Source organism: Rodentibacter sp., assembly GCF_057314195.1.
This window is the reverse complement of sequence record NZ_DBHLAM010000056.1, coordinates 11,944-33,328: the sequence shown is the minus strand read 5'-3', so window position 1 is coordinate 33,328 and position 21,385 is coordinate 11,944. Positions and strand designations below refer to the sequence as shown.

Sequence of the window (21,385 nt, the reverse complement as noted above, 5' to 3'; positions counted from 1 at the left end):
TCCGAGTGGTTGAAGGAGCACGCCTGGAAAGCGTGTATGTGGGAAACTGCATCGAGGGTTCGAATCCCTCTCTCACCGCCAGAATACAATTCTTTAACGTTCGCCAACGCTTTCTAATGACTTCAAATCTTAATAAATTCAATAAGTTATCGTTTCTAACGTCGTCTAGTGTTTTTTAGTCCTTGCTTGTAACCGTGATTTTTAGATCAGAGATTTAGAAAATATGAGCATAATTGTTATCCTACTAAATTGACACCGCATTGAACCTTGATATGCACCTCAGCGAACTTTCAAAATAGCACCGCATTGGACTGGCTAATGCCCGCAGAAAGGTATTATTGAGAGGGGGGTAAGTCTGAAATTGAATTTCTCTTGTCGTATCGACATTATTTGCGGTTGGTGAATTGAAGAAATAAAAATGGGATCGTTGTGATCCCATTTTTGTTAGTGTGTGCTGGTACTGATTGTAGTGCGGTTGGCTCGTTTACGATCGTTTTCCGTCAGCAGTTTTTTGCGGATGCGGATCGATTCCGGTGTGACCTCTACCAGTTCGTCATCATCAATAAATTCGATGGCTTGTTCGAGGCTAAATTTCACCGGAGTAGTGAGGACGATGGCGTCATCTTTACCGGAAGCGCGCATATTGGTGAGCTTTTTGCCTTGTAAGCAGTTGACGGTTAAGTCGTTGGAACGGCTGTGAATGCCGATAATTTGACCTTCATACACTTCTACGTTCGCCTCGATCATTAATTTGCCGCGTTCTTGCAAGCCGAATAATGCATAGCCCAACGCTTTACCGGTGGCGTTAGAAATTAATACGCCGTTTTTGCGTTGGCCGATTTCGCCGCCTTTGATGTCGTCGTAATGGCTTAAACTGGAGTAAAGCAAGCCGGTGCCGGAGGTCATGGTCATAAATTCGCCGCGAAAGCCAATTAAGCCGCGACTTGGAATGACGTATTCCAAACGTACGCGGCCTTTGCCGTCCGGTAACATATCGCGCACTTCGCCTTTACGGATGCCTAAGGCTTCCATCACGGAACCTTGGTGTTGTTCTTCAACATCGATGGTAACTTGTTCGTAGGGTTCTTGTTTTTTGCCGTCGATTTCACGATAAATTACACGCGGACGAGATACGGCGAGTTCGTAGCCTTCACGGCGCATATTTTCGATTAACACAGAAAGGTGCAATTCGCCGCGACCGGAAACGCGGAATTCATCCGGGTTAGGTGTTTCTTCTACGCGTAATGCGACGTTGTGAACAAGTTCTTTATTTAAACGTTCGAGAATTTGACGAGAAGTGACATATTTGCCCTCTTGACCGGCAAACGGCGAGGTGTTAACGCAGAAGAACATACTGACGGTTGGTTCGTCCACACTTAATGAAGGTAGCGCTTCAACCTCATTGATATCGCAGATAGTATCGGAAATATTGAGCTCACCTAAACCGGTAATCGCGATGATGTCGCCGGCGTAAGCCACGTCTTCTTCATAGCGTTGTAAACCAAGGTGGCCCAGAACTTGACCGATGCGGCCTTGGCGGGTTTTGCCTTCGCCATTGATGATAGTAACCGGTTGGTTGGGTTTAATTGAGCCGCGTTTGATACGACCAATACCAATAACGCCTACATAGCTGTTATAGTCTAGTTGGGAAATTTGCATTTGGAACGGCGCATTAAGTTCCACTTTCGGCGGTTCGACATGTTCGACGATGGCTTCAAATAACGGTGTCATATCTGTCGCAAGTGCTTCGTGTTCTAAACCTGCGACGCCGTTCAATGCGGAGGCATAAATAATCGGGAAGTCTAGTTGTTCGTCCGTTGCGCCAAGGTTCACGAATAAGTCGAACACTTGATCCACCACCCAATCAGGACGTGCCCCCGGACGGTCAACTTTATTGATCACGACAATCGGTTTTAGGCCGTGCGCAAAGGCTTTTTGGGTGACAAAACGGGTTTGCGGCATTGGACCGTCGAAAGCATCTACTACCAATAAAACCGAATCTACCATGGAAAGTACGCGTTCTACTTCGCCACCGAAATCTGCGTGTCCCGGAGTGTCCACGATATTAATGCGGTAACCGTTCCAGTTGATTGCAGTATTTTTCGCCAAAATGGTAATGCCGCGTTCTTTTTCAATATCGTTAGAGTCCATCACGCGTTCGTCTACATCGCCACGGATAGATTCAAATGTGCCGGATTGTTGGAGTAATTTATCTACAAGGGTGGTTTTACCATGGTCAACGTGCGCAATAATCGCAATGTTGCGCAGTTTGTTAATATCGATTTCGTTTTTCATTGTTTAATCTTAAGTTGTGTAGGTGGGATTTAACCCAGCGAGAATATTTCAAGTAGTTTGAGTTGGTGGGATAAATCCCACCCTACGGCCGAAAGGGCGGGAATTATACACGACTTTTTGAGTGCCCGCTATGTCGGGTAGGAAAATAAATCCAATGAAAAAATGAAGGAATAGGTTATAATGTAGCCTTATTTTAATAATACTCGTAGCAAAATAGAGGGCTCCTTATGTCAAACGCAATTGCCAAGGTATTTAAGTTAATTGAAGAAAACGATGTTAAATTCGTGCTTCTTCGTTTCACCGATATTAAAGGCAAAGAACATGGTGTATCTATCCCGGTTAGTCTTGTGGATGAAGATATGTTCGAAGATGGTAAAATGTTCGACGGCTCGTCCGTGGAAGGTTGGAAAACCATTAATAAAGCCGATATGCTGTTAATGCCGATGGCTGAAACCGCCGTGCTGGATCCTTTTGCGCAGATTCCGACACTTTCGCTTCGTTGTAGTGTATATGAACCAACAACAATGCAAAGCTATGAGCGAGATCCTCGTTCAATCGCTATTCGAGCGGAGAATTATATGCGCTCTACGGGTATTGCCGATCAAGCTTTGTTTGGTCCGGAACCAGAGTTTTTCTTATTTGATGATGTGCGTTTTGACGTATCAATGAACCGTGCGTCTTTCTCCATCGACGACGTGGAAGCTGCTTGGAATACCAACAAGAAATACGAAGGTGGCAACAATGCGTATCGTCCGTTGAAAAAAGGCGGTTATTGTGCTGTTGCACCAATCGACAGTGCGCACGATATTCGTTCCGAAATGTGCTTGATTTTAGAAGAAATGGGACTGGTGGTGGAAGCGCATCACCACGAAGTGGCGACCGCCGGTCAAAATGAAATTGCAACGAAATTCAATAGCTTAACCTTAAAAGCAGATGAAACCCAAATCTATAAGTATGTGGTACAAAACGTTGCGCTTGAACATGGCAAAACCGCCTGCTTTATGCCGAAACCGATTACCGGTGATAATGGCTCGGGCATGCACTGTAATATGTCCTTAAGTAAAGACGGTAAAAATATCTTCCAAGGCGACAAATATGCCGGTCTTTCGGAAACCGCACTTTACTATATCGGCGGGATCATCAAACATGCAAAAGCCCTAAACGCGTTTACCAATCCAAGTACTAATTCTTATAAACGCTTGGTGCCGGGCTTTGAGGCGCCTGTATTATTGGCTTATTCCGCCAGTAACCGTTCCGCCTCGATTCGTATCCCAGCGGTAACTAACCCGAAAGCCATTCGTGTGGAAGCGCGCTTTCCGGATCCATTGGCAAATCCATATTTAGCCTTCGCCGCGTTATTAATGGCAGGCTTGGACGGCGTAGTGAATAAAATTCATCCGGGTGATGCGATGGATAAAAACCTCTACGATCTTCCTCCGGAAGAACTTAAAGATATCCCAACCGTGGCAAGTTCTTTAGATGAAGCCTTAAATGCGTTAGAAAAAGACTACGAATTCTTAACTCAAGGTAGTGTATTTAGTAAAGAATTTGTGGAAGCTTTTATTGGCATTAAACGTAAAGAAGTAGAACGTTTGAATATGGCACCGCATCCGGTTGAGTTTGAAATGTATTATGCGTAGTTTATGTAGGGTTTAATATGGAAATGCGGGTAGTTTGTGCCGCATTTCTGTTATAAATTTCAATACTTACAATGATTTATATGGTTTTTTATTGTCTATAATGGACCGATTATTTTTTTGGTAATAAGATTCTCTTAAAGGAATAAATATGAGCGAATTGTCTTCTCAAAAACAAGATGAAATTGATTTAATAGAACTTTTCCGAGAACTTTGGAATAAAAAAAATTGGATTGCGCTTTGCGTGCTTGTGTGTACTTTCATTGCGGGTATTTATGCATTTACAGCGAAAGAGCAGTGGACTTCAAAAGCGGAAGTGATTGCGCCGAGAACAGCAGATCTAGGGGATTATTTCTTTGTGAGAAAAGAGTATGCTCGAATTGTCGGTGGTGAGTTTGATGCCGGTGTGACGGCAAGTAATTTATTCGGGCAGTTTAATTTGCTTTCAGAATCTTTAGACGAAAGAAGAAAATTCTTTGAGCAATCTGATTTTTATAAGAAAGAAACTGAAGGAAAATCAGAAACAGAAAAATTGCGCATTCTTTCGGATTTGATGACAAAAAATATTGCTATCAAAAAGCCGGATAGCAAAAAAGAGCCGGATCTCATTGGTAATCAAATTCGTTTTTATGCTGAAACCCCTGCTGAAGCGCAAACTGTCTTATCACAGTTTATTTCTGCTATAAACAAGTCTGCGTATCAAATAGAGTTAGATGGTTTTCTTCTTTATTTCAATGAATTAGTATCCGATTTGAACTATGAAAAAACAAAGTTTGAGAGAGATTTGGCGATAAATAAATCTGTCCAGTTAGAAAATCTAGAAAATGCCTTAAGCATTGCGAAAGAAGCAGGGATAAAAGAATATTCAAAGTCTTTTAATTCAGCAACTAATGATAATGCATTACAGGCAATAGCAATGTCTGATACAAAAATACCTCTCTCTGATTCTAAATTAAGTGATGGTGCATATCTTTTTATGCTTGGGGAAAAATATCTCAAAGCACAAATTGAGGTTTTGAAAAAGAATAACATTATTTATCCCCCAAGATATTATCAAGTTTCTTCTTTACTTTCCGAATTAGAACCCTTGTTAATTAAGGCAAAAGAAGTTAAAGCAAATGCATTTCGGTATCAGGCCTCACCGGATTATCCAGTGGTGAAGGATAAGCCTAAGAGAATAATTATTCTGAGTATTGGATTTATTTTAGGTATGATTATTTCTTCTGCAATTATTCTAATTAGAAAACAAATAACTAAATAAAATTCTTGTTATATATGAGTATAGCTAAGAAAAGCTTTAAAAATATGAGAGTTGCATTCTCTCTATTTTTAATAAATCTTGTTATTACATTCCTAGCACGGCGATATTTCTTAGATAACCTAGGATCTGAAATTCTTGGCATGAATACTATTGCCATGAATATTATAGGTTTTTTAAGCTTGGCTGAACTTGGAATAATGAACGCTATCTCTTATGCTCTTTATAAGCCAATTTCAAAAAATGATAGAGAAAGTATATCTGAAATTATCAGTGTTCAAGGTTGGATATATAGAAAAGTAGCCTATATCATTATTTTATGCTCTGTCATTATATTTTTTTGTTTACCTGTGCTATTTAGTAAAACTATATTACCGATTTGGTATGCATATGTAGCATTTACCTCTTTCTTAATATCATCATTATCAACCTATTTTGTCAGCTATGTTCAGGTGCTTCTGGTTGCAGATTTACAAGAGTATAAAGTAAATTATATTAACCAGTTAATGAAATTTACTAAATATGTATTACAAATTTTTGTAATAATATTGGTAGAAAATATCGAGAATAAATTTTTAGCTTGGTGTTTTATTGAGGTTATACTAAGTATTCTTATCGCTTTGCTTATAAAATATGTTGTAAATAGGGATTATCCTTGGTTAGTGATTAATCTATCAAATGGAAAAATATTAAGAAATAAACATACAGAAATTATTACAAAAATAAAACAAATATTTTTTCATCAAGTAGGCGGAATTATTATAACACAAGTGACACCTATTATTATTTATTCTTATATTTCTCTTTATACTGTAACAAAGTATGAAAATTATATGATTATTGTTACTGCAATATATTCTTTAGTTGGAGCTACATTTGCAGGCATTCAAGCTAGCATAGGTAATTTAATTGCACAAGGTGATAAGAATAAAGTAATTACTTTTTTTAACCAATTCTTAGTTTTTAGATATTGGATGATTTCTATCATCTGTTTTACTTTCTATTTACAGTCAGAATACTTTATTACATTATGGATTGGTTCTGATTTTATAATTGAGAAACAAGTATTATTCGTTTTAACTTTGTATGCATTTATTCGTCTAGCAAGATCTTTTATTGATAGTTTTTTAGTTGGTTATGGACTATTTAGTGACGTATATGCCCCTATTATTGAAAGCGTTATGACGATTACCTTATCAATTATTTTAGGTAAATACTTTGGTTTATTTGGCATTATTTTAGGCAGTGTCATTAGCTTGTTTATTATAGTGATTGGATGGAAAGCCTATTTTTTATTTTCTAGAGGATTTAGTGTATCTATTGATTTATATATAAAAAAATTAGTTATATTAAGCATAACCTTACTTATTTCTATTATGTGTTCTATATTTATAATAGATAAACTACAGGCTTTCAACCTTATGATGGATAATGCATCTTTCATAAAATGGACAATAAACTCAGCAATTGTAGCTGTGATATACATTCTTGTAAGTGTCCTGATGCTTCTTGTATTTAATAAAGACATGAGAGCATTTTCAGTTAGAGTTAAAAATATGTTTATTAGTAAATAAATTACAAAATGAAAAATAAAAAAATAAAAGTACTACATTTCACACAAGCAAACGGCGGTGGTATAGATACTTATCTTAGAATGTATCTTAAACATTCTAATGTAGATAAATTTAGTAATGTATTGATTACTACAGGAGAAAATAAATTCTCAAACCTAGATAGCTTTTATCATGTAGATATTGAGCAAACATTTTCTCTAATTAGGCTATTCAAATACGCCTATAATATTCGTAAAATCATTAAAGCTGAAAAGCCAGACGTAGTTTATTTACATAGTACATTTGGTGGGCTAATTGGTCGAATGGCTAATATAGGGTTAAAGTCAAAAGTTGCTTATAATCCTCATGGCTGGTCATTCAAGATGAATGCCTCTAAGGTTAAAATTGTTATTTATAAACTAGTAGAAAAAATTCTTTCTTATTTTACTGATAAATTTATTCTTATTTCGAAATCCGAATATGAAGAAGCCCAAAAAATCGGCATTTCTGTAAGGAAATTAGAACTGATTTATAATGGCATTGATGTAGAAACTCTAGATGCCTCAAGCAATATTGAAAATCCATTGCCTAAAGATAGATACATTATTGGTATGGTTGGGCGAATTACAGAGCAAAAAAATCCTCTATTTTTCGTTGAATTTGCAAAAGAAGTTGTGAAAAAATACCCAGAAACATTATTTGTTATAGTAGGTGATGGAGAACTACGGAAACAGGTAGAGAATAGAATAGCTGAATATAACATAGCTAACAATTTCTTAATTACTGGTTGGGTATCAACGCCAGAAAAATATATTAAACAATTTAATCAAGCTGTTCTATTTTCTAAGTGGGAAGGTTTTGGATTAGCTGTGGCTGAATATATGTTATATCAGAAAAATATACTCATTACGGGTATTGATGGTATGGTAGATCTAATAGAAGATAGCTATTGTGGTTTTATTATTAAAGATATAGATGATGCTGTAAAAAAATCACATATATTACGAGAAGATAGCGTATTATCAAATAAACTTTCTATTAATGCTTACAAAAAAGTAATTAACAATTTTAATGTAAAAGACAAAACAGCCGAAATTGAACAATTGTTTATTAATTTAGTAAAATGAAAAAAAATACTTCTTGTGTCGTAGTTGCGTACAATCCGAGTATTGATGTAATTGAGAATATTTCAAGTTACATTCATTACTTTGATAAAGTCTTTGTGATTGATAATTCTGATTCAGATAATGTGCAACTTTTTGAACCTTTAATTAGAACATTTAATTTAGAATATATTCCTTTATTGGATAATACAGGGATCGCAAAGGCATTAAATATTGGTTTTGAGAAGAGCACCCAAGCTGGTTACTTATTTATTGTATCAATGGATCAAGATAGCCAGTTTAATAATAACATTTTAGATGTTTATAAAGCCTATATTGACGAATTCGGTTTAAAACAGCTTGGAGCTTTATCTCCAAGATATAAAGTTGAACGAGCAATGTCGAAAGTTTCCTCTAAACCATATGAAGAAAAAACTATTACCATGCAATCTGGAGTATTATTCATAAAAGAAGCATTTCAAAAAGTAGGGCTATTTAATGAGGCTCTTTTTATTGATGTGGTCGATTGGGAGTATTTTATTCGCATGAATAAATTAGGCTTTAAACTTATTCAGTGTAATAAAGCTGTTTTAGCTCATCAACCGGCTGAAAATCTTCATTTATTTACGTTTAAAGGTAAAAAATTTGGAGTGGGTGTTGCATCTCCATTAAGATATTATTATCAAGTACGAAACTTATTATGGTGTTTATTACATCAAAAATCTTTCTTTATGCTAAAAACTATTCTTTATAAGTTATTTAAAGTTTTATTCTTATTTGAAAATAAAAAAACCTATTTAAGATTTATATTTAAGGGTGTCATAGATGCTTTTAAAAATCAGTTAGGTAGATTTGATAAAATTCATGGTAAATAACGATATGAAAACGAATCCATTAATTTCTGTTATTGTTCCTATCTACAATGTAGAAGCATATCTAGAAAAATGTATAGAGAGTATTCTTGCTCAAGATTACACACCATTAGAAATTATCTTGGTTAATGACGGTGCAACAGATAGCTCTGGAGAGATTTGCGATAGATATGCAAAACAATATAAAAATATTACCGCTCTTCATAAAAAAAATGGCGGATTATCTTCTGCACGAAATGCAGGTATGGAAATTATGCAGGGTGAGTACGTCTCTTTTATTGATAGTGATGATCATATTGCTCCAGATATGATTTCGACTTTATATGCTGATTTAAGTAAAAATAAGGCAGATATAAGTTGCGTTAGTGCATACAATGTTTACCCTAATAAAACTATTGCAAACTCAAATTTAAATAGTTTACTTATTCTTTCTAAACAAGAGGCATTAGACTGTTTCTTATTTAATAACTATTTAACTCCTTGTGCTTGGGGAAAGCTATATAAGAGAGAATTATGGAATAATATAAAATTTCCTGAGGGTAGATTATTTGAAGATCAATTAACTACATATAAAGTTATTGATTTAGCTGAAAAAGTCGTTTTTAACCCTTCACCAAAATATTTTTATTTAAAAAGAGGAGGTTCTATTGGTCATTCTAAATTTAATGAAAAAACATATGATTTATATCAGGCAATCAATGAGGAATATGACTTTATTGTAGGTAAATATCCCGAATTAAAAGCGAATGTGAGTGTAGCAAAAGTCACATGGGAAATTGTTTTCATTAATATGATGATTCAAGCAGATAAGCACTGGCACGATAAGAATTTGATTAAAAAATCAAGAAAATTTGCTAAAGACAATATATTATCAGTGCTTAAATGTCCTTATATTAATTTAACTCGAAAAGTTCAGATCAGTCTATTCGCATATGTTTTTGATACCTATCAGAAGTTATATGATATGTATAAGCAAATGAAAGGCATCACCTAATTATTTTATAAATTTTGGATATTCTATGATACCTAAAAAAATACATTATTGTTGGTTTGGTAATAATCCATTACCAGAAAGTGTACAGCGTTGCATTAAATCGTGGGAAAAATACTGCTCCGACTATGAGATTATTGAATGGAATGAAAGCAATTATAATGTAAATAAGATTCCATTTATTGAAAAAGCATATAAAGAAAGAAAATATGCTTTTGTTTCAGATTATGCTAGGTTAGATATTATTTATAATGAAGGCGGAATTTATTTAGATACAGATGTTGAAATTATTAATAATATTGATTCTTTATTAAAACATAATTGTTTTCTTGGATTTGAATTTGCAGGTGAAGTTAATACTGGTATTGGATTTGGTGCAATTCAGAATCATCAATTTATTTATGAGAATATGCAATATTATCATAATGCAGATTTTGATGTGAATAATGTCATTACGTGTGTTAATGTAACTAGCTCACTCTTAGGGAAAAAAGGATTGCAATCTATAGACAAGAATCAAGAATTAGGTGATATTTATATTTATTCAAGCGAATACTTTTGTCCATTGAATTATAAAACGAATGAATTGAATATTACTGAGAATACTTATTCAATTCACCATTATGATGCAACTTGGCAGCCATTCAAGATGAAAATAAAATCTAAAATGAGAAAGATTTTAGGAGAGAAAATTACATCTTGTATAAAAAAAATAATCAGATTATAGTTTTAATGAGATATGAAGACCAAAAATTTTTATAGTTTTGTTTTCCTTTTTTCTTATGGGTTTCTTTTTACTACATCATTTCTAAGTTTTAGTACTGATGATTCTATATTTTATGATATCTACCAGATATCTAAGAATGTGATTTTACCTATTTCTTGGGGAATACTTCTCTTTCAATCTAGACTTTTCTTGAAGAAGTGGATAATAATACATGTATTTTTTCTTTCTATATTCACTTATTTTTCATATCTCTCCAAAGATTCATCATTTCTGATAGCTTATATTTTTATATTGTTATCTAAATTTTTAGATATAAGAAAATGCTTTAGGTTTTTATATTTTATAGCGTTAATATGCATTACTTTTATTATACTTTATTTTTTATATAAGTACTATATATTAGGTGAGGCGGAATATCTTTATGATCACATAAATGAAAGGGCTCGCTACACATTTGAAATGTTTCATCCTAATAAGTTCCCAATGAGATTCTTTATATTTCTATCTTTGTTTTTTATGGTAAAGAATAAGGTTACATTTATAAATGTACTATTTCTACTTTCTTTAGATATATTTATCTATCTGTTTTCTTATTCTAGGAGCAGTTTTTTACTGTCAATTTTACTAATTGTAGTAATGTATATAAGTCAATTTACTACAATATTTAGAGATAAATTCATTCAAAGGTGTATGGAATTATCTATGTTCTTATTCCCAATGTTATCTCTATTTGCAATGATTAATTATAATAAGTTTGAGATACTTGAATATGTTAATAAAGTTCTTTCTGAAAGGATTAGATTTTCTTATGAAGCCTATGATCTTTTTGGTTTAGCTATATTCCCTAGGGATATGAGAGTGCTTATTGAGGAATACAATATTATAATAGATAATTTATATGTAGCCTTAAGTTTATCAAATCTTAGTTTACTTATTTTATTTTCAATAGTTAGTTATTTTTTTATAAAAATGTTATTTAGAGAGTTTTTATATAAAGAAGCTATAATTTTCTTTTTTATGATGCTTTACTCTATAACTGAGAGTCATATGATTAATATTGGATATAATGTTACATTGCTTCTTATCTCATTAATATTTTATCCAAATAAAATACCCTTTTATAAAAGGAGGTGATTGTGAATAAATTTCTATCTGTAGTAGTACTTATTCTTATTGACGTCATATCAATATTTATTAGTATTTTTATGGCAGTTTCGTTAAGAAAGATTTTAAATCTATTTTTTGATGTTCCTGTAATTGACTATTCTTATCTTCTGTTTGTAAGCGTATATATAACCTTTATTTTTATTTTAGGATATTTTGGAGTCTATACCAAACGTTTTGATTTCTGGCATGAAACTAGATTGGTTGTAAGATCTAGTTTCTTATCTTTTGCTATCTTATTAGCTGGGTTGATGTTAGGTCAAAATTCGGAGTATTACTCTCGTAGTACTTTAGTTCTTATATTCTTATTAACAGCCATTATAATTCCGATATCAAAATTATTTGTAAAAAGATTTTTATTTGGTATTGGTCTGTGGAAAGAGACAGCTAAAGTGATTACTGATAACGAGAATTTTAAAGCTGCATTGTTTGAGGATTATTATCTGGGTTATGTAAAATCTTCAGATTCTAAACATAATACTCTTTTTATAGATAGTGTTAATTTAAATAAAGATAAACTAAATAAAATAATTGAAGATAATATTAGGAATAGTAGAGAGATAATTTTTACTCCTGTGCTTAATGGATACGATTTCTCGCAAGCTTATATTTACAATGTGTTTAATTCTAGAACAAACGTATTTACTCTAGAAAATAAGCTTTTAAGTAAATTAAATAAGATCATAAAAGCAGCTACTGATTATATGTTAGTAGTTTGTTCTATCTTTTTTTGGGGGCCTGTTTTAATTTTAATTGCCTTTTGGTTAAAGCGTGAGGAGCCTAAAGGAGATATTCTATTTAAACAAAGACGTTTAGGGATTAATGGTAAAGAGTTTTTTTGCTATAAATTTAGAACAATGCATTCAGATCAATCTTTTATGCCAAAATGGTTAGAAAATCATCCTGAGGAAAAGGCTTATTACGAGATTTACCATAAGTATATGCATGATCCCAGAATTACAAAAGTAGGTGAATTTCTAAGAAAAACATCTCTTGACGAGTTACCTCAATTATTAAATGTTTTAAGAGGGGAAATGAGTCTAATTGGACCTCGTCCATATATGGTGATTGAAAAGAAAGATATTGGAAGAAAAGCACCACTTGTATTAGCCGTTAAACCTGGTATTACAGGATTATGGCAAGTAAGTGGACGAAGTGACATTGGTTTTAATGAACGTGTTGAAATCGATGTTTGGTACATGAAGAACTGGTCTTTATGGAATGACATAGTTATCTTATTAAAGACTATTTCCACAGTTTTAGGTCGTGGCGGAGCACGTTAATAACAACATTATAGGTATTATTTATAATTATGAAAATTCTCGTAACAGGCGGTGCAGGCTTTATCGGCTCTGCAGTTGTTCGCCATATTATTGCAAACACGCAAGATAGCGTAGTTAACGTAGATAAATTAACCTATGCAGGGAATTTAGAATCCTTAGAGTCTGTAGAAAATAATCCACGTTACGCTTTTGAGCAAGTAGATATTTGTGATGCAAAAGAACTTGCACGCGTATTTGAACAGCACCAACCTGATGCAGTAATGCACTTAGCTGCGGAAAGCCATGTTGACCGTTCTATTAATGGGCCTGCTGCATTTATCGAAACTAACATCGTTGGCACTTATACCTTGTTAGAAGCTGCCCGTGCTTATTGGAATACTTTAAATGCTGAGAAAAAAACAGCATTTCGTTTTCACCATATTTCAACCGATGAAGTGTATGGTGATTTAGAAGGTACAGACGAGCTATTCACTGAAACCACCCCTTATGCACCAAGTAGCCCTTATTCGGTGTCGAAAGCGTCAAGCGATCACCTAGTGCGTGCGTGGTTGCGTACTTATGGCTTACCAACCATTGTCACCAACTGCTCAAATAACTATGGTCCGTTCCACTTCCCTGAAAAACTCATTCCATTAATGATTTTAAATGCGTTAGAGGGAAAGCCATTACCGGTTTATGGAAACGGTCAGCAAATCCGTGATTGGTTATTCGTAGAAGATCACGCCCGTGCTTTATATAAAGTCGTGACAGAAGGTGAAATCGGTGAAACCTACAACATTGGCGGACATAACGAAAAAGCTAACATTGATGTTGTTCGCACTATTTGTGGCCTGTTAGAAGAATTTGTTCCAAATAAACCTGAAGGCGTGGCGAAATATGAAGACTTAATCACTTATGTAAAAGACCGCCCAGGCCACGATGTACGCTATGCAATTGATGCCACTAAAATTGGACGTAAATTAGGCTGGAAACCACAAGAAACCTTTGAATCAGGCATTCGCAAAACGGTGGAATGGTACTTAAATAATAAAAAATGGTGGAGCCGCGTATTAGATGGCTCATATAACCGTGAGCGTTTAAGCAACTAATTATCTACAAGCGGCGAGATTTTTCACGCAATTTGCAAAAATTTGATGAAATCTGACCGCTCTTTTAAAGGTATTCTTATGAAAGGTATCATTCTTGCAGGCGGTTCTGGTACTCGCCTGTATCCTATTACCCGTGGTGTATCTAAACAGCTTTTGCCTGTTTATGACAAACCGATGATTTACTACCCGCTTTCTGTACTTATGTTGGCAGGTATTCGTGACATTCTCATCATCACCACCCCTGAAGACAACGAGAGCTTTAAACGCTTATTGGGTGATGGCTCAGACTTCGGTGTGAATTTACAATACGCCATCCAACCTAGTCCAGGCGGCCTTGCACAGGCTTTCTTAATTGGTGAAGAATTTATCAGCGGCTATAGCTGTTGCTTGGTGTTAGGTGATAACATTTTCTATGGTCAGCACTTTACCCAAATGTTGCAAGAAGCGGTGGCGCAACCTCATGGTGCAACAGTATTTGGTTATTTAGTAAAAGATCCTGAACGTTTCGGCGTGGTGGAATTTGATGAAAATTTCAAGGCTATTTCAATTGAAGAAAAACCTGTGCAACCGAAATCAAACTATGCCGTTACAGGTTTGTATTTCTACGATAATCGCGTGGTGGAATTTGCAAAACAAGTGAAACCTTCTGCGCGTGGCGAGTTAGAAATCACCACCCTTAACGAAATGTATTTAAACGACGGCTCGCTTAATGTACAACTGCTTGGTCGCGGCTTTGCTTGGTTAGACACCGGCACACACGAAAGTTTGCACGAAGCTGCCTCTTTCGTTCGAACCATTGAAAATGTGCAAGGCCTGCAGGTGGCGTGTTTAGAAGAAATTGCGTGGCGTAATGGTTGGCTCACTTCTGAACAAGTAGAGCAACTTGCTAAACCTATGGCGAAAAATGAGTACGGACAATATCTGCTCCGCTTAGTTAAAGAGGGCAAATAAGATGGCAAAATTTTTGATTACTGGTACTAACGGACAAGTAGGTTATTGCTTAACCCAACAATTACAAGATGAGCACGAAATTCTAGCCGTAGGCCGTAATGAATTAGATATTACCGATCAAAGTGCGGTTAAAAAAGCGATCGAAAATTTCTGTCCAAATGTCATTATCAATGCAGCTGCACATACGGCAGTGGATCGTGCTGAAACGGAAATTGAGCTTTCAAAAGCGATTAATGTAAAAGGTCCACAATATTTGGCTGAAGCGGCTAAATCTGTTGGTGCAGCCATTCTTCATATTTCAACCGACTATGTATTTGATGGTCAGCGTGTTGGCAAATATAAAGAAAGCGATGCCACCGATCCTCAAGGGGTTTATGGCAGAACCAAACTTGAAGGCGAGCAAGCAGTTGCAGCTGCTAACGACAAATTTATCGTGCTTCGAACCGCTTGGGTGTTTGGTGAGCATGGCAATAACTTCGTCAAAACTATGCTTCGCTTAGCGAAAACTCGAGATACTTTAGGCGTAGTTGCCGACCAAGTTGGCGGACCAACCTATGCTGGCGATATCGCAAAAGCATTAATTCAAATTGCAGAAAAAATCATTGCAGGTGAAAAGGTTGAATATGGTGTTTATCACCTCACGGGTGAGCCTTATGTCAGTTGGTATGAGTTTGCTAAAGCAATTTTTGCGGAAGCTGTTTCGCAAAATGTGTTAGAAAAATTACCGCTTGTTAATGCCATTACCACGGCTGATTACCCAACCCCAGCGAAACGTCCTGCAAACTCTTGCTTAGATTTAACTAAAATCCAGCAAGTGTTTGGCATTAAACCAAGCGATTGGCAAAAGGCGTTGAAAAATATTAAGGCTTATGCGGAGTGAAAAATGAAGGTTATTGACACTAAAATCCCTGACGTAAAATTACTAGAGCCCCAAGTGTTTGGTGATGAACGCGGCTTTTTTATGGAAACCTTCCGTGATGAATGGTTTAAACAAAACGTCGCAGACCGTACATTTTTGCAAGAAAACCACTCAAAATCAGTTAAAGGCGTATTACGAGGACTACATTACCAAACCGAAAACACCCAAGGTAAATTGGTACGTGTAGTATCTGGTGCGGTGTTTGATGTTGCTGTAGATATGCGTGAAAACTCCCCAACCTTTGGACAATGGGTTGGTGAGATTTTATCTGTTGAAAACAAACGCCAACTTTGGGTACCAGAAGGTTTTGCTCACGGTTTTTATGTATTAACGGATGAAGCTGAATTTACTTATAAATGCACAGATTACTACAATCCAAAAGCTGAACATTCTCTGATCTGGAATGATGAAACGGTTGGTATTGAATGGCCTTTAGAAGGTGAACCGAGTTTATCTGCTAAGGATTTGGCGGGTAAGGTATTAGCGAATGCGGTAAAGTTTTAATAAAGCAGCAGACCATATGGCCTGGCTTTTATCTCTTCTTAACTAAAGCATAGATTAATACCAAAACAAAAAAATAAAATATTGAACCAGAGTTATGAGCTAAGAAAGATTGGCTCATAAAATAAAATAGATGCGATAAAATGTGAGTAATGCCTAAGATTGCAATGCATTTTATATCTAAACTTGGTTCTTTTAGATTGCGAATAAAATAGAATAATGGCATTAATGTTACTAACATTAATCCAATAAATCCAATAAAGCCACGTTTTACCCAAGATTCTAAATATTGATTGTGTAAACTATTAAATTGCAATGTGTTTTTTTCCATTTGCTTGGATTCAACTTGCTGCTCTTTAAATGACTCATACCCTTTATCACCATGGCCAAATAAAGGAGCTTGTTTAATCGCAATCAATGCATTTTCCCACATATCAAATCGTGCACCTAAGGACGTATTCTTATTATTTTTTTCAAGGTAAAGAATAATATCTGACTTAGCTTCGGAATAACGTTTTTCGATTCCAAATTTAGGGTTAGAAATTAGTGTCATAATACTTACTACTATAACGGTGATTAATGATAGGATTAATTTCTTGCTAATATATTGACGATAAAGGAAAAAAATGCTTATTAGAACAATCGGTAGACCAATCCAGCCACCACGAGCACCGGATAATGCACTGCTAATCGTTGCAAATATTATTCCTAATGTCCCCAATAATGCTGAACGATATTCTTTTTTTATAAAAAAATAGATAGTTAAAACAAGACTAGATGTTGCTAATGAAATAGCAATATTACCGGCTTGAATATGCATGACCTCAGGGAATGGTTTTATATAACCTAAATAAAACTTCTGAAATAATGCAACAATGCCAGTTGTAATCGCTCCTAATGAAATAGAGTATAGAATAGTTTTAACTTTTATTTTGTATATTGAAAATAAAAATAAAACAGGTATAAATAACAGAATCCGGCTTGGATTATCAATAACTCTTAAGCTATCATTATTCACTATAATTGATAGGAAGAAAGTAAAAAAATAGAAGATAAAAGAAAATATAAGCCACTTGTCATCTTTGTCTAATTTCCATTTTTTCTTTAACTTAAATGTATAAATGAAAAAATAAATAATGCTTATTCCACTTAAAATTAACGGAGTATAACTGTATCCTTTTTTTATAATTAATACAGTTATAAAAAATAATCCCGCTAGAAGGTTTATCACTAATGTGAAAAATGTGTGTGGTGTAGTGTTAAGATTTGAACGAATAAGCATGAAAATATCCTTTAGATAAAGCGCGCATATCTTAGCTAAAATATTTTGACAAATACAGTGATTTTTAAAGAGGTATTTTTGTCGGTAGATTTTCTTAAAAGGTATGAAATACAAGACAAGAGCTGGTATAGTTCCCCAACCGGTTTTTCTTTTATATGGAGAACAGAAGAAAATGGAAATTATGTTATTAACAAATCCTGCATCCGAAGTTTGGGGAAAAAATGCAATTTTAAGTTTTAATGATGATAAGGCCATTATTCACTTAAAAAATAATCCCAAAAACGATTGTACTTTAGTGCAGCGCGCAGGGCGTAAATTGCGTGCACAGGGCATTAAAGAGGCAAAATTGGTTGGCGAAGAATGGGATTTAGCGTTCTGTTGGGCGTTTTATCAAGGCTTTTATACGGCAAAACAAGATTATGCCCTCGAGTTTCCGTCTTTGGATGACGCCTCGCAACATGAGCTACTGGCGCGGGTTCAATGCGGTGCTCTGGTGAAAGATCTGATTAACGAACCGGCGGAAAGTTTAACGCCGTTAAAATTAGCTGAGCGCGCAGCTGAATTTATTGTGGCGCAAGCACAAAAATATGCCGAAAAAAGTACAGTAGACTTTCGCATAATTTCCGGTGAAGCCCTGGCGGCGCAAGGTTATTATGGCATTTGGACCGTTGGTAAAGGCTCGTTGAATCCACCTGCCATGTTGCAATTGGATTTTAATCCGACGCAAGATCCGAACGCGCCGGTATTGGCTTGTCTGGTGGGCAAAGGCATTACCTTTGATAGCGGCGGCTACAGCATTAAATCAAGCGACGGCATGGCTACTATGCGTACCGATATGGGTGGCGCGGCATTGCTCACTGGTGCATTAGGCTTGGCCATCGCGCGTGGTTTAACGCAACGTGTGAAACTGTATTTGTGCTGCGCGGAGAATTTAATTAGCGCGAATGCTTTTAAATTGGGCGATATTGTTACTTATAAAAATGGCGTGACAGCGGAAATTCTAAATACCGATGCCGAAGGTCGCTTAGTATTGGCGGATGGTTTAATTGAAGCGGATTGCCAACAGCCTGAATTTATTGTTGATTGTGCAACGCTGACCGGTGCGGCGAAAGTGGCAGTGGGCAACGATTATCACTCAGTGCTTTCGATGGATGAAGCCTTGGTTTCCGAACTGTTCCAAGCCGCGAGGGCGGAAAATGAACCCTTTTGGCGTTTGCCTTTTGAGGAATTTCATCGTGCGCAAATCAGCTCTTCCTTTGCCGACATCGCAAATACGGGGACTGTGCCGGTCGGCGCGGGCGCGAGCACCGCAACGGCGTTTCTTTCCTATTTTGTGAAAAATTATCAAACAGGCTGGTTACATATCGACTGTTCCGCCACTTATCGTAAATCCGCCAATGATTTATGGGCGGCCGGCGCAACGGGCATCGGCGTACAAACCTTGGCGAATTTATTGCGCTTTAAATCAGAAAAATAAGGACGAACAATGACGGAAAGAACACTTTCTATTATCAAACCGGATGCAGTTAAACGGGATTTAATCGGTGCGATTTTGGCACGTTTTGAACAAAACGGTTTCAAAATTGCAGCGATAAAAATGGTGCGCTTAACGCGCGAACAAGCGGAAGGCTTTTATGCTGAGCATCAAGGCAAAGCATTTTTTGAACAGCTGGTGGATTATATGATGTCCGCACCAATTGTAGTTTCCGTATTGGAAAAAGAAAATGCAGTGCAAGATTATCGTGCTTTAATCGGCAGCACCAATCCGGAAAACGCGGCGGAAGGTACGATTCGTAAAGATTTTGCCTTAAATCAACGGGAAAATTCGGTGCACGGTTCCGATAGCACGGAAAGCGCTGCGCTGGAAATCGCTTATTTCTTTGTTGATTCGGAAATTTGTCCGCATTAATTTTAAGCGATAAAACAAAACGGCAATCTGAAATCGATTGCCGTTTTTGTTGCACATTCATTTATCCTCCTTTCACACTTTATTGCACTTCAATATTATCCGCGGATTATGAAATAGATCTCTTGACTTAAGTTCAGCACTAAAACAGCCTGCTGAAGATGAAAATGAGCACCGCATTGAACACCGCATTAAAGCCGGCATTTTTTTCGTTAAAATTACGGTTACGAACGCGCTGATTTAGTCTATCGGAACGGGCGAGCGGAAAACTAACGGTATATTGGGCTGGCAACCACGGCGACAAATCTGTACAATAGCCGACCGTTTTTATTGGATTGATTAACGATTGTAAAAAATGACGCAAAAATTACACATTAAAACCTGGGGCTGCCAGATGAACGAATACGATTCGTCCAAAATGGCGGATTTATTATTCAGCACCCACGGCCTTGAGCTGACAGATATTCCTGAAGAAGCGGACGTATTATTGCTAAATACCTGTTCTATTCGCGAAAAAGCGCAAGAAAAAGTTTTCCATCAATTAGGTCGCTGGAAAGAATTAAAGAAAACTAACCCAAATCTGGTGATTGGCGTGGGCGGTTGCGTGGCATCGCAGGAAGGCGAGCAGATTCGTCATCGCGCGCCTTATGTGGATATTGTTTTCGGGCCGCAGACTTTGCACCGTTTGCCGGAAATGATTAATCAAATTCGCGGAGGGAAAAGTTCCGTAGTGGACGTGAGTTTCCCGGAAATTGAAAAATTTGATCGCTTACCGGAACCGCGTGCCGAAGGCCCAACCGCCTTTGTTTCCATTATGGAAGGCTGCAACAAATATTGTACTTTCTGCGTAGTGCCTTATACACGTGGCGAAGAAGTCAGCCGTCCGGTGGATGATGTGTTGTTTGAAATCGCCCAGCTTGCGGAACAAGGCGTGCGCGAGGTGAATTTGCTCGGGCAAAACGTAAACGCCTATCGCGGGCCTACTCATGACGGGCAAATTTGTAGCTTTGCGGAATTGCTCCGCTTAGTGGCATCCATTGATGGCATCGATCGTTTACGTTTTACGACCAGTCATCCGATTGAATTTACCGACGATATTATTGATGTGTACCGCGATACACCGGAACTAGTGAGTTTCTTGCATTTGCCGGTGCAAGCTGGTTCCGACCGAATTCTTACCATGATGAAGCGGGGCCACACCGCTTTGGAATATAAATCCATTATTCGTAAATTGCGCGCGGTGCGTCCGGAGATTCAAATCAGTTCCGACTTTATTGTCGGCTTTCCGGGCGAGACGGCGGAGGATTTTGAGCAAACCATGAATTTGATCGCGCAAGTGAATTTCGATATGAGTTTCAGCTTCGTGTATTCTGCCCGTCCAGGAACGCCGGCTGCCGATATGCCGGACGATGTGACGGAAGACGAGAAAAAACAACGTCTATACGTGCTTCAAGAACGTATTAATCAACAAGCGGCGCAATTTAGTCGTCGTATGCTCGGCACTGAACAACGGGTATTGGTGGAAGGTCCATCGAAAAAAGATATTATGGAATTGACCGGCCGCACGGAAACCAACCGTATCGTGAATTTCCAAGGCACACCGGATATGATTGGTAAATTCGTGGATGTGAAAATCACAGATGTTTACACCAATTCCCTGCGTGGTGAAGTGGTGCGCACGGAAGACGAAATGGGCTTGCGTATCGCCCAATCACCGCAAGATGTGATGAATCGTACCCGCAAAGAAGATGAATTGGGCGTAGGGCGTTATCACGGATAGTTTTGAGACATAAGGCGGGTTTAAAACCCGCCTTATTTTTTGTCGGAAGTCAAAATGGCACCGCATTGAAGGTTC

Annotated in this window: 18 protein-coding genes; 16 read left to right on the top strand and 2 right to left on the bottom strand. The window is 36.6% G+C overall.

What is annotated here, in order from left to right:
* Positions 1-444: 444 nt before the first annotated feature.
* Positions 445-2,295, bottom strand: coding sequence for a translational GTPase TypA (typA, locus tag ACO59Y_RS08510; RefSeq protein WP_486132380.1), 1,851 nt, complete (start codon positions 2,293-2,295; stop codon positions 445-447).
* A 227-nt stretch (positions 2,296-2,522) separates the two neighbouring features.
* On the opposite strand from typA, the gene glnA reads away from it, so the two are divergent.
* From glnA to rfbC, 13 genes are all read left to right on the top strand, one after another.
* The gene (glnA, locus tag ACO59Y_RS08505) at positions 2,523-3,935 is read left to right on the top strand and encodes a type I glutamate--ammonia ligase (RefSeq protein WP_486132378.1); all 1,413 of its coding nucleotides are present in this window, start codon (positions 2,523-2,525) and stop codon (positions 3,933-3,935) included.
* Between the two features lie 148 nt (positions 3,936-4,083).
* Entirely contained in the window at positions 4,084-5,193 is a 1,110-nt protein-coding gene (locus tag ACO59Y_RS08500) for an LPS O-antigen chain length determinant protein WzzB (RefSeq protein ID WP_486132376.1), read from the top strand.
* A gap of 140 nt (positions 5,194-5,333) precedes the next feature.
* Positions 5,334-6,764 (top strand): hypothetical protein, encoded by a 1,431-nt coding sequence (locus tag ACO59Y_RS08495; RefSeq protein ID WP_486132374.1) that lies wholly within the window; start codon positions 5,334-5,336, stop codon positions 6,762-6,764.
* An 8-nt stretch (positions 6,765-6,772) separates the two neighbouring features.
* Positions 6,773-7,870, top strand: a complete 1,098-nt coding sequence (locus ACO59Y_RS08490; protein ID WP_486132372.1) for a glycosyltransferase — start codon at positions 6,773-6,775, stop codon at positions 7,868-7,870.
* Positions 7,867-8,721, top strand: coding sequence for a glycosyltransferase (locus tag ACO59Y_RS08485; RefSeq protein WP_486132370.1), 855 nt, complete (start codon positions 7,867-7,869; stop codon positions 8,719-8,721). Before ACO59Y_RS08490 ends, ACO59Y_RS08485 begins: the two co-directional genes overlap by 4 nt.
* A 4-nt stretch (positions 8,722-8,725) precedes the next feature.
* Positions 8,726-9,712: a glycosyltransferase gene (locus ACO59Y_RS08480; RefSeq protein WP_486132368.1), complete on the top strand. Its 987-nt coding sequence runs from the start codon at positions 8,726-8,728 to the stop codon at positions 9,710-9,712.
* Between the two features lie 25 nt (positions 9,713-9,737).
* The gene (locus ACO59Y_RS08475; RefSeq protein ID WP_486132366.1) at positions 9,738-10,436 is read left to right on the top strand and encodes a glycosyltransferase family 32 protein; all 699 of its coding nucleotides are present in this window, start codon (positions 9,738-9,740) and stop codon (positions 10,434-10,436) included.
* Positions 10,437-11,126: 690 nt separating this feature from the next.
* Positions 11,127-11,570 carry a hypothetical protein gene (locus ACO59Y_RS08470; RefSeq protein WP_486132364.1) on the top strand — a complete coding sequence of 148 codons (444 nt, stop codon included), beginning with the start codon at positions 11,127-11,129 and terminating at the stop codon, positions 11,568-11,570.
* A gap of 2 nt (positions 11,571-11,572) precedes the next feature.
* Positions 11,573-12,883, top strand: a complete 1,311-nt coding sequence (locus tag ACO59Y_RS08465) for a sugar transferase (RefSeq protein ID WP_486132362.1) — start codon at positions 11,573-11,575, stop codon at positions 12,881-12,883.
* Positions 12,884-12,912: 29 nt separating this feature from the next.
* Positions 12,913-13,971: a dTDP-glucose 4,6-dehydratase gene (gene rffG / locus ACO59Y_RS08460; RefSeq protein WP_486132360.1), complete on the top strand. Its 1,059-nt coding sequence runs from the start codon at positions 12,913-12,915 to the stop codon at positions 13,969-13,971.
* A 78-nt stretch (positions 13,972-14,049) separates the two neighbouring features.
* Positions 14,050-14,922 (top strand): glucose-1-phosphate thymidylyltransferase RfbA, encoded by an 873-nt coding sequence (gene rfbA, locus ACO59Y_RS08455; RefSeq protein ID WP_486132358.1) that lies wholly within the window; start codon positions 14,050-14,052, stop codon positions 14,920-14,922.
* Position 14,923: 1 nt separating this feature from the next.
* Positions 14,924-15,802 carry a dTDP-4-dehydrorhamnose reductase gene (gene rfbD, locus ACO59Y_RS08450; RefSeq protein WP_486132356.1) on the top strand — a complete coding sequence of 293 codons (879 nt, stop codon included), beginning with the start codon at positions 14,924-14,926 and terminating at the stop codon, positions 15,800-15,802.
* A gap of 3 nt (positions 15,803-15,805) precedes the next feature.
* The gene (rfbC, locus tag ACO59Y_RS08445; protein WP_486132354.1) at positions 15,806-16,345 is read left to right on the top strand and encodes a dTDP-4-dehydrorhamnose 3,5-epimerase; all 540 of its coding nucleotides are present in this window, start codon (positions 15,806-15,808) and stop codon (positions 16,343-16,345) included.
* 28 nt (positions 16,346-16,373) lie between these two features.
* Here rfbC and ACO59Y_RS08440 read toward each other — a convergent pair whose 3' ends face one another.
* The gene (locus tag ACO59Y_RS08440) at positions 16,374-17,624 is read right to left on the bottom strand and encodes an O-antigen ligase family protein (RefSeq protein WP_486132352.1); all 1,251 of its coding nucleotides are present in this window, start codon (positions 17,622-17,624) and stop codon (positions 16,374-16,376) included.
* 172 nt (positions 17,625-17,796) lie between these two features.
* Here ACO59Y_RS08440 and pepB point away from each other — a divergent pair, with 172 nt between their 5' ends.
* The 3 genes from pepB to miaB all read left to right on the top strand — a co-directional run bounded on the left by pepB (position 17,797) and on the right by miaB (position 21,310).
* Positions 17,797-19,101: an aminopeptidase PepB gene (gene pepB / locus ACO59Y_RS08435; RefSeq protein WP_486132350.1), complete on the top strand. Its 1,305-nt coding sequence runs from the start codon at positions 17,797-17,799 to the stop codon at positions 19,099-19,101.
* 9 nt (positions 19,102-19,110) lie between these two features.
* On the top strand, positions 19,111-19,533 hold the full coding sequence (gene ndk, locus ACO59Y_RS08430) for a nucleoside-diphosphate kinase (RefSeq protein ID WP_486132348.1): 423 nt from the start codon (positions 19,111-19,113) through the stop codon (positions 19,531-19,533).
* A 352-nt stretch (positions 19,534-19,885) separates the two neighbouring features.
* Entirely contained in the window at positions 19,886-21,310 is a 1,425-nt protein-coding gene (miaB, locus tag ACO59Y_RS08425) for a tRNA (N6-isopentenyl adenosine(37)-C2)-methylthiotransferase MiaB (protein WP_486132346.1), read from the top strand.
* The last annotated feature ends 75 nt before the right edge of the window (positions 21,311-21,385 follow it).